Genomic DNA, 14,851 nt, shown 5'->3' on the forward strand with positions numbered 1-14,851 from the left:
GTCATGAAAGATTATTGGGATAAAGGGATCAATTTTGAGGAATATGTACATATTGGAAGACAAAGACTTGAGAGCCCTGACAATCAGAACGACATAGATTATAAACAATATTATGAACTGGGTCTTCAGAGAATGGATAGAACCTTAAAAAAGTATATTCCAGACGAGGAACAGCTCAATATATTACAATCTAAAAACTTTGATGGCAAAATTTTAATTATTTCTGAAGTATGGTGTGGAGATGCCAGTGCAACCGTTCCTGCTTTTGTGAAATTTTTTGAAGGTCATAACGAAGTTAGAATCTTCCTAAGAGACAGTGATAAAACTTTAATCAACCAGTTTCTTACCAACGGAACAGAATCAATTCCAAAAGTCATTATTTTAAATAATGATTTTACGGTAAAAAACTCTTGGGGCCCACGTCCAAAATATGGCAAAGAATTATTGTTAAAATATAAAGCTGATCCTGAAGGCTATCCCAAAGATCAGTTCTATAATGATCTGCAGATTTATTATGCTAAAAACAGAGGTAAAGATGCAGTTCAGGAAATTTTAGAATTATTATGAAAAAAAATATAATCTACCTTGTACTTATTGTTATTATTGGAATTATTGCTTTTATTCCGGGGGTAAGAAATTTTCTGAAAGATCAGTTTTTTCCTATTGCTGCCATTGAAAATGCAGTTACCATAAATAAAGATGATTACGATATTGACCTTCAGGGAATCAATGTTCCCAGTACAAATCTTAAGAACTTTAAAGATAAACCTGTTTTTTTAAATTTTTGGGGAACCTGGTGTCCTCCCTGCAGGAAAGAATGGCCAACGATTCAAAAATTGTATGATACAAGAAAAGGGAATGTAGATTTTGTGTTGATCGCGATGAAAGATGAAGAATCAGCGGTAAGAAAATTTCTTAAAGAAAATAATTATACTGTTCCCGTATACATTGCTCAGAGCCCAATTTCAGAAAAGTTATTACCAAAAGTATTCCCTACTACATTCTTATTAGATAAAACCGGGAGAATCCTTATAAAAGAAGATGCTTACAGAGATTGGAATACGGAATCAGTCCATCAGTTTATCGATAATATCATTAAATAAATCTTTTAACGAATTTTTATAATTATTTGGTATAGAATTTGCGAATTTTGTTACGTCAAGAATTTATTTAAACCAAACACAAAATGAAATATTCTAAATTAAATCTGGCTAAAGAGGCCATCAACCATAAAGGTTTTGTAAAAAAAATACCCGACATTTTCAGAATGGTCAAATATTGGAAAAGAGGAATCTATCCGATGAGGTCCATTGATATCATTCTACCTATGTTAGGAATTTTATATATTATTTCTCCGATTGATTTAATTCCAGAAGTAGCTGTTCCTGTTCTTGGGGTGTTGGATGATCTGGCGGTTTTATACCTGGTTATTCCTAAACTGATTAAAGAAGTAGATAAATTTTTGCTTTGGGAAGCTGAACAGAAATTAAATGCAGGAAGTACAAAAGTAATCAACGCTCAAATCGTAGAATAATTTATAAACAACAATTATTTAAGGCCATTCCGATATTCTTGGAATGGCTTTTTATTTATAATTTACCTATAAATTTTTAAGCCTTATTACAAATCCTTAAATTTGCACTATCTAATAAAAAATAATGGAAAGTAAAAAAGAATTCTTTTTGGAGTGCTACAAGCTAGGAATCATTAAATTTGGGAGATTCACTTTAAAAAGCGGTATTGAAAGTCCGTTTTATGTAGATCTAAGACCTTTAGCTTCAGATCCTAAAATTTTAAAAAATCTAGCTAATTATTTATTGGAAATGCTTCCTTTGGATAATTTTGATTTAATATGTGGAGTTCCTTATGCTGCTCTTCCGATGGCTACAGCAATGTCATTGGAAAGCTATATTCCTCTTATTATTAAAAGAAAAGAAGCGAAAGATTATGGCACCAAGAAAATGATTGAAGGGATTTACCAGAAAGGCCAGAACTGTCTTTTGGTAGAAGATGTAATTACTTCCGGAAAATCTTTGTTAGAAACCATCGCTGAAGTTGAGCAAGAAGATCTTAAAGTATCTGATATCGTAGTTGTTCTTGACAGAGAACAAGGTGGAAAACAGCTTTTAGAAAGTAAAGGTTTCAGAGTTCACACTCTTTTTAATATTTCAGAAGTCTGTACTATTCTTCAGGAAAACGGAGAACTTTCCGATGAAGAGGTAAAAAGAATTCAGGATTTTCTTTTAGGCAATCACATTCAGTTCGAAGAAAAAGTAAGAAGCACTTATGAGCAAAAATTACAATCATCTCAACATTCTGTTTCTAAAAAATTATTAGAATTAGCTATTACAAAACAATCCAACCTTATCGCTTCTGCAGATGTAACGACAACAAGGGAATTGTTAGAGCTTGCTGAAAAAGTAGGTCCACACGTTATTGCATTAAAAACACATATCGATATCATTTCTGATTTTGAGTATGAAAAAACAATTACTCCATTAAAAGAATTAGCTGCAAAACATCAGTTTTTATTAATGGAAGACAGAAAATTCGCAGACATCGGAAACACTCAAGAATTACAATTTACAAGTGGTGTTTTCAAAATCACCGATTGGGCAGATTTTGTAACATCGCAGGTAATCGGAGGTTTTGAATCCTTAGACTGTTTCAAAAATGTAGGCGTTGTTGCTATTATAGGAATGTCTTCTAAAGGAACATTAACGACAAACAGCTACCGTGAAGAAGCTCTTAAAGTATCTTTGTCTCATCCTAATGTTATCGGAGGGGTTTCTCAGAACCAGATCCCTGAAGAACTACTGTTATTTACTCCAGGGGTAAATTTAGCAGATTCTGGGGATGGAAAAGGACAGCAATATAATACACCGGAACACGTCTTCAAAAATCTTCACACCGATTTTATTATTGTAGGAAGAGGGATCTACAAATCTGAAAATCCTGAATCAGCCGCTGTAACTTATAAAAATGAAGGTTGGAATGCCTATGTAAATTCCTTAAAAAAAGCTTAATAGTAAATTTACAAAATCTGTTTAAAATAAGTTATATTTGATCCTTTATCACCACATTGAGAAAGATTATTATTTGTCTTATTTTATTTTTAGGAATTGTACAGGCTTCTGCACAAAAAAAAGACAGCATATACATTGAAGCTAAATTATCTTTGGATAATAAAACACTGGAAATAAAGCAGGAACTGGTTTATTATAACAATTCTGAAAAAGATTTAAAAAGCATAAAGCTATTAAATTGGGTATCTGCTTACCAGAAAAGAGGAACCTCATTAGTTTACAGAAAACTGGAAGACCGAAATAATGATCTGCATTTCGCAAAACCTGAACAGGTAGGTAAGCTATTAGAGATAAATATCAAAGATTCTGACGACCAAACTGTTTCAATCAGCAAGAGTACATCCGAAGAAAATCTTTTTGTCTCTCTGAATGAGCCATTACTATCTGGTAAAAGCATCAGGTTACAGTTGCAATATACCATGCAGCTTCCTGATAAAACATTCACAGGATATGGTACATCTGACAAAGATATAGCCTTAAAATATTTCTTTATTGTTCCGGATCATTTTGATCCGGACAATATTTCTGAAAGAAATTACCATGATATTGAAGAGTCTATCAGTTTTAACACCCATTGGATAGTTAAATTTGACCTCCCTACCAATTCTTTTATTGAGAGTAATTTACCGGAAATTCAGCACAATTACTTTAAAGGATATTTAGACTCAGATCCAGAGTTTGTGATCTCTCAAAATAAGTATCCTTCCATAAAAATAAATACCGGAGATATTGATACGGAAGTACAATTTGGGTATGCCCTGAAGCCCCAGGAAAAGGAAAATTTAGAATTTTATCTTCCATTGCATTTAAAATTTATCAAGGAAAAAATCGGTTATATACCTGGCAGATTATTTATTTCTGAGAAATTCAGAAGAGATGAAGATTTTTTTGGAAATAATGATATCAGCTTTTGGAAATTCAAGTTTCAATTGTTTAGTGATGCAGAAAAGGTAGATCTTGATTATTTGGGAATTATTGCCAAAAAAATTCTTGATGAAAGTATTATTACAGATAAACAGGATAACCACTGGTTTAAAAATGGATTGAAATCATATATAGAAATTCAATACCTTAAAAAATTCTATGGTGAAACAAAGCTTTTAGGCAAACTACCAGAAGCTACCATTTTTGGAATGAAGCCTTTGAAATTATTCCATGCTTCCAGTGTAAAGCTGATCGATCGTTATGGCCTCACCTATCAGTATATCATGTCTCAGAATCTCGATCAAAAAATCGGAGAGAAATTCGCCGTCTTAAGTAACTTCAATGTGATGGCTATAAGTAGTTTTGAAACTGGAACTTTATTCAACTATTCTGCAGATAAAATGGGATACGAGAATTTCAACAGTTTACTAAAAAATTATATCGCTAAAAACACTGACAAGCAAATCGATCCCAAAGATTTCTTAAAAGAGCTTTCAGAAAAAGATAGTAGAACGAGCTATCTAACTGATTTTTTAAAACAAAAAAACAGGGTCAACTTTAAATTACAGAAATTCAAAAAACAGGACGACTCTTTGCATATTAAGATCAATAAAAACACCTTATCTCCTATTCCTGTCAAACTAGAAACCAGAACCACAGAGGACGAAAAGAAAGAATACTGGGTAGAAACGGATGGAGATGAAATGACAAAAACAGTTTCAATTCCGGCATTGGATATTTACAAGATCACACTGAATAATGATTATATTTTCCCAGAATCAAAATACCGGGATAATTTTCTTTACTCCAAAGGTTTATTTTCAAATGCAAAAAAAATTAAACTAAAACTTATAAAAGATATCCCGAATCCTGAGTTTAATGAAATTTATATCAGCCCAAGAATCCGTTTCAATAATACCTATGATAAATTCCTTTTAGGATTTAATATAAAAAATCAATCTTTTTTCGATCAAAAATTCCTCTATTCCTTTACTCCTACATACAGTACAGGTACAGGAAAACTAACAGGTTCAGGAGCAGTATCTTATTCTTTCCTTCCTGCAGAAAGTATTATTCGAAGCCTGACTTTTGGTGTTTCAGCATCTTATTTTCACTACGACTACGATCTTGCCTACAGAAAGGGTTCTATTTTTTCGAATATTAATTTTAGGAAAAACCCTAGAAGTACGGTAAGCAGAGGAGTAAGTGCATCTTACAACTATTTTGAAAGAGATCTAAGTCCTTTAAGGATCGCCAATAGAGATTATGATAAATATAACTTGTGGAGTGTAGGATATGGATACACAGATAGTCAAATGATCCATGAAAAGAGTTTCAGCATTAGTACTCAGGGAATGGAAGATTTTAATAAAATAACGGCAGAAGGATTTTATAGATGGGAATTTGCTCCAAGGCAAAAACTAAGTATCAGAGTATTTGCAGGATATTTTGCAAGGAACGAAACACGAAATAATACATTTAATTATGGAATTTCCAGGGTCTCAAATTATTCTTTTTCCTATAATCTCTTAGGGGAAAGTGCAAATAGCGGGCTTTTATCTCAACAGTTTATTTTAGCTGATGGTGGTTTTAAATCTTTTATCCCGGGAACTGTCAACCAATGGATCACTTCTGTTAATGTAGATACCAGTGTTTGGAAAATATTCCATATTTATGCAGATGGTGGGCTTTATAAAAATAAAAACAATCCTACACAGTTTATCTGGGACAGCGGCATCAAGATAAAGATCGTTCCTGATTTTCTTGAAGTCTACTTCCCTATCCAATCCTCTTTAGGTTTTGAACCTGCATTTAAAGATTATGGAAGACGAATCAGATATACTTTAATTCTTAATCTGGGTTCTATTATTAATGCCGCAAGAAGAGGTTGGTATTAATTTACATTTAAAATTTATTCGATGATAAAATAAAAACAGCCATTATAAAGTGGCTGTTTTTTAATCTAAAAAAGTAAAATTAATCTATTAAGATTTTCTGAGAAACCGGTTCATTGTTAACCATACCTGTAACGATATAATTTCCTTTCTGTAATTCAGCAACATTTAAAGTTTCATTTTCTCTTACAGAAGCAGTTTTTACAACCTGTCCGAACATGTTATATACTTTTACATTTTTAACCTGAGCTCCGAAAGTAATTCCATCATCTTTAACCAAAGTATTTTTAACAAGTCTGTACTTAGATGCTGTAACTTCTCCGATAGCTAATGTTCCTGTTGTTAGCGAAAAATCATCAAAACTTACGCTCGAGTTATTATATGCACGAAGGTGTAACTGTAATCTTGTAGCATTAGCAGGCACAGTAAATATAATTGTCTTTTGTTGCCATGCTGCACTTTTAGGCAAATACTGATTATTAGTTCTTAATGGATCATTGTCTGCATTTGACACTAAATTAATCGGATTATCTGCAGCATCTAAAAAGTTACTCCAGATTCTTCCTCCATTACCTGTCCCACCTATCTTAAACCAAAAGCTTAAGGTGTACTGTTGTCCTGCAGTAACGTTCACATTTTGATAAAATCCAGTTGTTGCAGTTGCTGCATAATTCGCTCCAAAAGAACCAGTGTGAGCATCTGCTATAATACCAGGTGCAGTATAGGATGTGTTCCAACCAGCAGCCCATGGTGCTAAGGTTCCAGTTTCAAAACCTGGATTTTGTACTAAATTTTGCGCTGTAGCAAAAACCAATGATGCAGTAACGCTTAAAATTGTAAAGACTTTTTTCATAATTATTGTTTTTTAACAATTAGTATGGCAAAATTACTTGTATTTTAAAACGATAAAACGGTAAATAGATTAAATTTCCATTAATAATCCTGTACTAAAAAATTCACATTCAATCGATTATAACATCATAAATCTTGCTATATAATTCATGAAAAAACAGCCACTATAAAAGTGACTGTTTTAAATATCTATGAAAAGTAAAAATTAGTCTATTAGGACTTTTTGAGAGATCGGTTGCCCATTCACAATACCTGTAACGAAATAGTTTCCTTTTTGTAATTCTGAAACATTTAAAGTTGCATTTTCTTTTATGGAAGCTGTTTTCACAATCTGACCATATATATTATATACTTTCACATCTTTAACTGGAGTTCCGAAAGTAATTCCACCATCCTTAATGAATGTGTTTTTAATAAAATTATATTTCAAATTGTTAATATTAGAAACGGCTAAAGTATTTCCTGTTCCTGATATTGTTACATTATCCACTCTTATTGCTCCTGCTGTTGCATAATTCGAAGATGATCTAATCGGTGTGTATACATTGTTATTAGAAGGATTGAATACAGATACAATTCTAACCGCAAAATCGATATTATTGTTGGCTGTAGGAGGAATAGCATTGCTCATACTCGTCCAGTTAGAACCTGAAGTTGAACCAACCTCCGTTGCAATACCTACGTTATCCCAATCTGTACCATTGATGGTGTATTGCATTTGGAAATACTTAGAACTCGTATTAGAGCCCACTATGCTAAGTGACACAGAAATTCCAGTGTATCCTACTGTACTGGCAGCAAATTTAAATCCTGCTGTACCAGACCCGGAACCCTGAGCCGGAAAGCCTGAAACACTCCATGACTTACCCGAACCGGGATTCCCGGAAGGAAACGATGGTATACCACTTGCCACTACTATGGTGGCAGCTCCAGAACCTGTTGTCGCAGCATTTGTACTTCCATCAAAATTCCATTGGGTAATTACGGTTTGTGAATACACACTTGTAGTAGTTGCCAAAGCAACAAATAGAGAATAGATCTTTTTCATCTTTGTGTTCTTAATAATTTTCATATCAAACTTAAGGGTATTTTTTGACGAAAAACAATAATTAGAGCAATTTTCTGTTAATAAAGCTAAACCGTCCACCTTTAACATTTTTTAAGTATTTTTACCAATTATTTTGGAAAATTTGCGGAATTTTATTCTAGTATTCTTGTTTCTAATTATGGGCACATTGACAACAAATGCTCAAATTTTCTCATGGAAAAATCCCAATCTTCCAGAAGACACCATAAAAAAGGATAGTATTTTAGCTGCAAAGCTTGAACAGGATATTTTTGCCAAAGACACATTGGACTTTGTACGAACAAGAAACAGGATCATTGTAGATGAAGCGGTTCTTGCTAAAAATGATAAAAAGAGATTTCTAGGGGAATTAAATTCAAAAGGTTCTATTATTCGTGGGATTACTTTTGGTAATAATCAGGGGCAGTCGGTACAGAGTTCAATGGATCTTCAGATCTCAGGAAGGCTTTCTAAAGATGTAACCATATTAGCCAGTATCTCAGATCACAATCTTCCCATTCAGGCAGATGGATATACGCAGACCCTGGAGGAATTTGATAAAATCTATATGCAGCTTAATATAAAGGATAAATCAATTCTTAGAGCTGGTCATTTGGATTTGGTTGAAGCTAAAAACTATTTTTCAAAATATCAAAGGCGAAGCATGGGACTTCAGTTCCAAACCGAATTTGGACAAGATAACAAAACGTTTGTTGATGTTTCTATGGGAGTTGCACGAAGTGAGTTTCACAGAGTCCGTTTTCAGGGAGTTGAAGGTAACCAGGGGCCCTATCGTTTAACAGGTAAAAATGGAGAGCAATTTATTACTCTGATCTCCGGCTCTGAACAGGTATTTATTGATGGTATTTTAATGAAACGTGGAGAGAACCAGGATTATACTATTAATTATAATACAGGAGAAGTTACTTTTACCAGTTTCAGACCTATTTTCCAACAGAATTTCATCACCATTTCTTATAACTATACCAACAGAAACTACTCCAGATATCTATTCACCGGTAAGGTTGAACATAGAAGAGAAAAGATGAAAGTAGGTTTAAGCTGGTTCATGGAAAATGATAATAAAAATGCCCCACTGGCATTAAATTTATCTAAAGAGGATGAACAGATTTTGGCCAATGCCGGGAATGATCCTAATTTGATGTACGCCCCGTCTGGAGTAATTACCGAATATGATGTTAATAAAATCTTATATCGTTTAGTTCAAAATTCCGGAGGAAGTAGTCATTATGAATTTTCCACGGCCCCCACTGAAACACTTTATCAGGTCTCTTTCACTTATTTCGGACCTAATCTTGGGGATTATAAATTATCCCAAACGACTAATAATGGTCGGGTTTTTGAATATGTGGGTCCTAATTCCGGAGATTACAGAGCTGTAAGAAAACTTCCTTCACCACAAAAATCGCAGGTGTTTTCAGCAAATTCTGAATTCTTATTGAAAGACGGTAAAATTGGCGCAGATATCGCCTTAAGCAACTACGACCTTAACTTGTTTTCCTCTAAAGACTCTGATCAGAATATAGGATATGCAGGTCGTATTTATGGTAATAAAACGTTCACAAAAGACAACTGGAAAGGAACACCGAGTTTCGAATATCAGCATATTGATAAACAATTTCATATTCTTGACAGAATTAATGATGTAGAATTTTCCAGAGATTTCAACCTAACTCAAGAATTCAGCCAGCGAACTCAGAATAGATTTATTTTTAGTTTCCTGAACAAATGGAATAATAAATCAACATTAAACTATCGTCTTAATTATTTAGATGAGCAGGATACTTATAAAGGCTTTAAAAATGATTTAGATTTCGGCTGGATCAAAGGGAAATTTTTCACCAAAGGAACTTTATCGTATCTGAATACGAATGCCATCCAACAGGATACAAAGTTTATCAGAGGGAGTGCTTCTACAGAATATACAGGTAAAAAAGGAAGTTGGGCTTTTGGAGGAAGCATGGAGCATAATGAAAAGAAATACAATGACACCCAATTAATGGATGTTACGAGTTTCAGCTGGAAAGAACTATTTGTTCAAAAGAAGATCGGTGACAGTACAAGAACGAAGTTGTTGGCTAAAGTATACATGAGAGATAATGACTCGGTTCGTGATAACAGGCTTCAAAATATGAACAATATTTTGGGGATCATGGCAGAAAGTCAGCTTATAAAAACAGAAAAGACTACTTTAAATGTTTTAATCCATTATAGAAAATTCTTCTATCAGAATCAGCAGGATATGGAGGTAAGCAGAAATAATGATTTTGTAGTTGGAAACATTCTTTACAACCAACAGCTCTTCAGAAATGGTATGCGCTTACAGGCTTTCTATGAGCTTGGAAATGGACAGGAGGCTCAAAGGGAATTCCAATATATTAAAGTGACAGACGGCCAGGGAATCTACAAATGGACCGATTATAATGGCGATGGTATTCAACAGCTTGATGAGTTCGAAATTGCAGAATATTCCGACTTAGCCAAATATATCAGGGTATATACCAACTCTGTACGATATATTCCTTCCAATAAGAATAAGATACAGTTGGCTTTATTTGTCAATCCGGCCATCGTTTTTAATTCCGAAAACGCATTTTTAAAACGTTGGAATTTCAATATCTCACTAAATTCTCAAAACTCTTTCTATAAAAAAGACAAGGTCCTTGTTATAAATCCATTCGAAAAAAACAGCGATCAGATCTTAAAAAATCAAAATATCTTAGCCTCAGTACAGTTTAATCCTACTGAAAAATCAGGTTGGAATGGAAATTACAGATATATATCAAATGACAACCTCATCAATGCCAATTTCAGCAATGAAGAGCGGGAGCAGACTTCCCATTTCTTAAATTTAGGGTATTGGTTCAACAAAGAATTCAGAGTAGATTGGGAGAATTCTGTTCACGATATTAAAAATTCATCACAGTTATTTACAACGAGAGATTACAGATTAAATAATTTCGAAACCAAACCCAAAGCCACTTACAAATTTACAGACGCCATACAAGCTGAGCTTTCTTCTGCTTTCCGCCAAAAACAGAGAGTAGATGGTGAAGAATCGTTAAAAGCTTTTGATGTTACCGGAACTATACAATGGGATCGTAAAAAAACATCCATTAGAGGAAACTTCTCATTTATCAATAATAATTTCACCGGAAATAACTTCAGTATAGTAGGAAATCAAATGCTTGACGGGTTAAAACCTGGAAAAAACCAGGTGTGGAGTGTCTTTATTCAGCAAGCGATCAACTCGTTCTTACAGTTAAACCTAAACTATGAAGGTCGGAATTCAGGTGACCGAACCATACATATCGGAAGTATGCAGGTGAAAGCAAGCTTCTAATCAATAATTAAACAGTAATAATCTGTCATTTCTCTACTGATAATTTCCATAGATAATATCTGTCTCTATGAAAGTTTAGAATTTCGTAAATTTGCACCATGATAAAAATAGGCAATATAGAACTGCCGGAATTTCCGCTTTTACTGGCACCAATGGAAGATGTAAGTGACCCTCCATTCAGACGTTTGTGCAAAATGCATGGTGCAGATATGATGTACTCAGAATTCATTTCTTCTGAGGGCTTAATTCGCGATGCTATGAAAAGCAGAAAAAAGCTGGACATCTTCGATTATGAAAGACCTGTTGGAATTCAGATTTTTGGAGGTGATGAAGAAGCTATGGCGATGTCTGCAAGGATTGTGGAAACCGTAAACCCAGATTTAGTTGACATTAACTTTGGTTGCCCAGTAAAGAAAGTAGTCTGCAAAGGTGCTGGAGCTGGAGTGCTGAAAGACATTGACCTTATGGTACGTCTTACAAAAGCTGTTGTTAGTTCGACTCATCTACCTGTAACAGTAAAGACACGTTTAGGATGGGACAGTACATCTATCAATATTGATGAAGTGGCGGAACGTTTGCAGGAAACAGGGATTAAAGCCTTAACTATACATGCAAGAACCAGAGGTCAGATGTACAAAGGGGAAGCTGACTGGGAACATATTTCAAGAATCAAACAAAATCCCAATATAGAAATTCCGATTTTTGGAAATGGAGATATCGATTCTCCTGAAAAAGCATTAGAATATAAACAGAAATATGCCTGTGACGGAATTATGATAGGCCGTGCAGCCATTGGATACCCTTGGATCTTTAATGAAATAAAACACTTCTTTAAAACGGGCGAACATCTTCCGGAACCTACTATTTCAGACAGACTATTGGCCGTACGCCAACATGCAGAATGGAGTGCAGAATGGAAAGGTGAAAAACTGGGTTTAATAGAGATGAGACAACATTACAGTAATTATTTCCGTGGTGTCCCTCATTTTAAAGAATTCAGAAAAAAGTTTCTTGAGGTTTTTACATTAGCCGAAATGGATACCCTGATAAAAGAAACACAACATTTCTACGAAGAGTATCAGGAACAAGTATAAAAATAAAAAGCCATCAAAATATTGATGGCTTTTTTATGATTAATTAAATTTAATAATTTTAATAACCTTCTGAAGCAGATTCATTTCTAATTAAAGATAATGCCGAGGAAGTTCCAATTCTCTTTACCCCCATACTGATCATTTTCTCAGCATCTTCAGGAGTCCTTACACCACCTGCAGCTTTCACGGAAAGTTTTCCGGCATTATCCAGCATAATTTTAATGCCTTCAAATGTTGCTCCATTAGGTTTCCCATCAGTGGTTACATAAAATCCTGTTGAAGATTTCACAAAAATAGAATGTAAATCCTTTTCAAGAAAATTCTCCTCTGCCCATTCGGAAATATTTTTAGTAAGATCGGCAATTTGAGAATCATTTAAAGCTGCAATTTCAATGATCCATTTTACAGCCTTATGATTTTGTACACATAATGAGGTACATCTTACAAATTCATCTTTTACTAATTGAAGATTTCCTTCAAGGTAAGCCTTATAATTAATTACAAAATCCAATTCATCAGCTCCGTCTTCAATTGCCTTAGAAGCTTCTGTTATTTTGTCTTCAATAGAATAAGTTCCTTCATGAAAACCTATTACAGTACCTACTACAACATTTGAATTCCTTTCCTGAATATATTTTTTGATCTCTGATACATAATCCGGACGGATCATAACCGCAAAAATACCATTATCAATGGCTTCCTGTGTAAGACCTTTATCTTTCTGTAAAGTTTCATTTTCTGAAATCCCCGACTGTTGAGGAGTTTTCAAATATGTTGAGTCCAAATATCTGGCAATATCCATAGTTAATTATACTTTCAATTGTCTGCTTATACCTTGTTCCAAAGATATGAAAGTTTCTGTTCTTGTTACTCCTTTTAATTTTTGAAGTTTATTAAGAATCTGCATCAAATGATCATTGTCTTTGCAAAGAACCTTAAGGAAAATTGTATAGTTTCCTGTGGTATAATGAGCTTCTACCACTTCGTTTACCTCTTTTAAAGATTTTACAACATCTGGATAATGACTTGGCTGATCTAAAAAGATACCGATATAAGAAATTACTTTATACCCGATTTTTTTAGGATTCAGAAAAGAAATTGAATTTTCAATAACCCCAGCATGTTCCAGTTTTTTAATTCTTTGGTGTACTGCAGTTGTTGAAATCCCTACATGTTTCGAGATGTGAGCCAAAGAAGTTTTAGCATTATCCATTAGCATGTAGATAATTTCTTTGTCAATTGAATCTAAATGATAGCTTGCATTTGTTGAATTTTTCATCTTGTAATTTTTTTTTATTTATGTTTTTTTTATTATTTAAATTTCACAAAAACCGGAAAATGATCACTGTAACCTCCTAAATATCTTGTACCAGCATATGTTCTGAAAGGCCTGCCTGCAAATTGCTTATTTCGGCTGCTAATCTTTTCAGACTTAAATATTCCGGCACTTTCAAATGACACACCTTCATTATTCTGATCATTAAAAAATGACTTTGACAATATAATCTGGTCAAACAATAGACCAGATTTATAATGAAAAGTAGAATAATTTCCAGTAAAAAACAGTTCACTAAAGGGGTTTTCTAACATTTTTTCATGATTATTATCATAAAGAATGTTAGTGAGGTTTTCATCATCTGGGTTTTCATTAAAATCTCCACACAAAATTATATGCTCACTACTACTGCTCACTATATTCAAAATTCTGTTACGAATTTCTTCCATTATAAAGTCTCTTTTTGGTTTATTAACGTCTTTCTCTCTCTTAGAGGGAAGGTGAGCGATAAAGACATTAATAATCTCTCCTTTATATTTTAATTTTGAATAAAGTACATCTCTAGTTGTGTCGTAATATTCAGTGTTTTTATTTGTAATTTCAAAAAAGAATGTAATAGTTTCTGAATCTATCACTTCTACTTTGCTTTTATCATATAACATGGCAACATCAACCTTTCTTTCATCCATAGAATTGTAATGTACAATTCCATATTGAGAATTAAAAGGATCCATCTCCACAAGCTCTTCTAAAACTTTCCTTCCGGAAACTTCAGATAAACCAATTATAAATGGCAATACACCATTTTCTTCTTTTATCAATTGAAAAACATGCGCAATTTTAAAAAGCTTATTGGAGTACTTTCTTTCATCCCAGTTCCTCAAACCTGATTTTGTCGGATCATATTTATGAACAGGTTTTACATCCGGCAAAAATAAATTTTCTACATTGTAAAAAGTGAAAAGCTCCATTAACGCATATTTCTATTTTTAAATAATCTTGATTTTGAGGTTGTTAATTTTTGGTAGGTCAAATTACAAAATATTGTTTTTGATTTTGTACTAAAAAAAAAATTTTAAGGACATTTTAATAAATACAATCTGTGAAAACCCTTAACAAATTCGATCTTAAATCGTAAGAAACAAAATCAAAATAGCAAAATAATAATAATTTATTAAAAACGACTATAAATCCATAATAGTTTTTACTTTATTATTTTGCTTTCTATTACAATTATTATTCCATTTTATACAAATTTTGCAAAAAAAGAAAAAAACAATTTAGTAAACAAAGA

Annotated in this window: 12 protein-coding genes; 7 read left to right on the forward strand and 5 right to left on the reverse strand. The window is 33.2% G+C overall.

Annotation, left to right across the window (positions count from 1 at the left end; genetic code table 11):
• Window positions 1-3 precede the first annotated feature (3 nt).
• From AC3WRL_RS05410 to AC3WRL_RS05430, 5 genes are all read left to right on the forward strand, one after another.
• Window positions 4-567 carry a thioredoxin family protein gene (locus tag AC3WRL_RS05410; protein ID WP_214833090.1) on the forward strand — a complete coding sequence of 188 codons (564 nt, stop codon included), beginning with the start codon at window positions 4-6 and terminating at the stop codon, window positions 565-567.
• Window positions 564-1,103, forward strand: coding sequence for a TlpA family protein disulfide reductase (locus AC3WRL_RS05415; RefSeq protein WP_492329872.1), 540 nt, complete (start codon window positions 564-566; stop codon window positions 1,101-1,103). The genes AC3WRL_RS05410 and AC3WRL_RS05415 overlap by 4 nt, the downstream gene beginning before the upstream one ends.
• Window positions 1,104-1,186: 83 nt before the next feature.
• Window positions 1,187-1,534 (forward strand): YkvA family protein, encoded by a 348-nt coding sequence (locus AC3WRL_RS05420; protein ID WP_214833094.1) that lies wholly within the window; start codon window positions 1,187-1,189, stop codon window positions 1,532-1,534.
• Between the two features lie 124 nt (window positions 1,535-1,658).
• Window positions 1,659-3,026 carry an orotidine-5'-phosphate decarboxylase gene (gene pyrF / locus AC3WRL_RS05425; protein WP_214833096.1) on the forward strand — a complete coding sequence of 456 codons (1,368 nt, stop codon included), beginning with the start codon at window positions 1,659-1,661 and terminating at the stop codon, window positions 3,024-3,026.
• A gap of 56 nt (window positions 3,027-3,082) precedes the next feature.
• A complete protein-coding gene (locus tag AC3WRL_RS05430; protein ID WP_261511053.1) occupies window positions 3,083-5,908 on the forward strand; it encodes an aminopeptidase in 2,826 nt (941 codons plus the stop codon).
• 79 nt (window positions 5,909-5,987) lie between these two features.
• Here the strand turns inward: AC3WRL_RS05430 and AC3WRL_RS05435 are convergent, their stop codons facing one another.
• A complete protein-coding gene (locus tag AC3WRL_RS05435) occupies window positions 5,988-6,758 on the reverse strand; it encodes a T9SS type A sorting domain-containing protein (protein ID WP_214833098.1) in 771 nt (256 codons plus the stop codon).
• 204 nt (window positions 6,759-6,962) lie between these two features.
• Complete coding sequence (locus AC3WRL_RS05440; protein ID WP_214833100.1) at window positions 6,963-7,805, reverse strand: T9SS type A sorting domain-containing protein; 843 nt, start codon at window positions 7,803-7,805, stop codon at window positions 6,963-6,965.
• Window positions 7,806-7,983: 178 nt separating this feature from the next.
• Here AC3WRL_RS05440 and AC3WRL_RS05445 point away from each other — a divergent pair, with 178 nt between their 5' ends.
• On the forward strand, window positions 7,984-11,187 hold the full coding sequence (locus AC3WRL_RS05445; protein WP_214833102.1) for a DUF8818 domain-containing protein: 3,204 nt from the start codon (window positions 7,984-7,986) through the stop codon (window positions 11,185-11,187).
• A 98-nt stretch (window positions 11,188-11,285) separates the two neighbouring features.
• Window positions 11,286-12,281, forward strand: coding sequence for a tRNA dihydrouridine synthase DusB (gene dusB / locus AC3WRL_RS05450; RefSeq protein ID WP_214833104.1), 996 nt, complete (start codon window positions 11,286-11,288; stop codon window positions 12,279-12,281).
• Between the two features lie 58 nt (window positions 12,282-12,339).
• On the opposite strand, the gene deoC is transcribed toward dusB, so the two are convergent.
• From deoC to AC3WRL_RS05465, 3 genes are read right to left on the reverse strand one after another with little or no spacing between them, the layout of a single operon-like run.
• On the reverse strand, window positions 12,340-13,083 hold the full coding sequence (gene deoC / locus AC3WRL_RS05455) for a deoxyribose-phosphate aldolase (RefSeq protein WP_492329873.1): 744 nt from the start codon (window positions 13,081-13,083) through the stop codon (window positions 12,340-12,342).
• 6 nt (window positions 13,084-13,089) lie between these two features.
• Window positions 13,090-13,560: an Lrp/AsnC ligand binding domain-containing protein gene (locus tag AC3WRL_RS05460; RefSeq protein WP_214833108.1), complete on the reverse strand. Its 471-nt coding sequence runs from the start codon at window positions 13,558-13,560 to the stop codon at window positions 13,090-13,092.
• A 32-nt stretch (window positions 13,561-13,592) separates the two neighbouring features.
• On the reverse strand, window positions 13,593-14,528 hold the full coding sequence (locus AC3WRL_RS05465) for an endonuclease/exonuclease/phosphatase family protein (RefSeq protein ID WP_492329874.1): 936 nt from the start codon (window positions 14,526-14,528) through the stop codon (window positions 13,593-13,595).
• Window positions 14,529-14,851: the final 323 nt, after the last annotated feature.

The sequence above is a fragment of the Chryseobacterium sp. FW101-FHT12H09 genome, assembly GCF_058790395.1.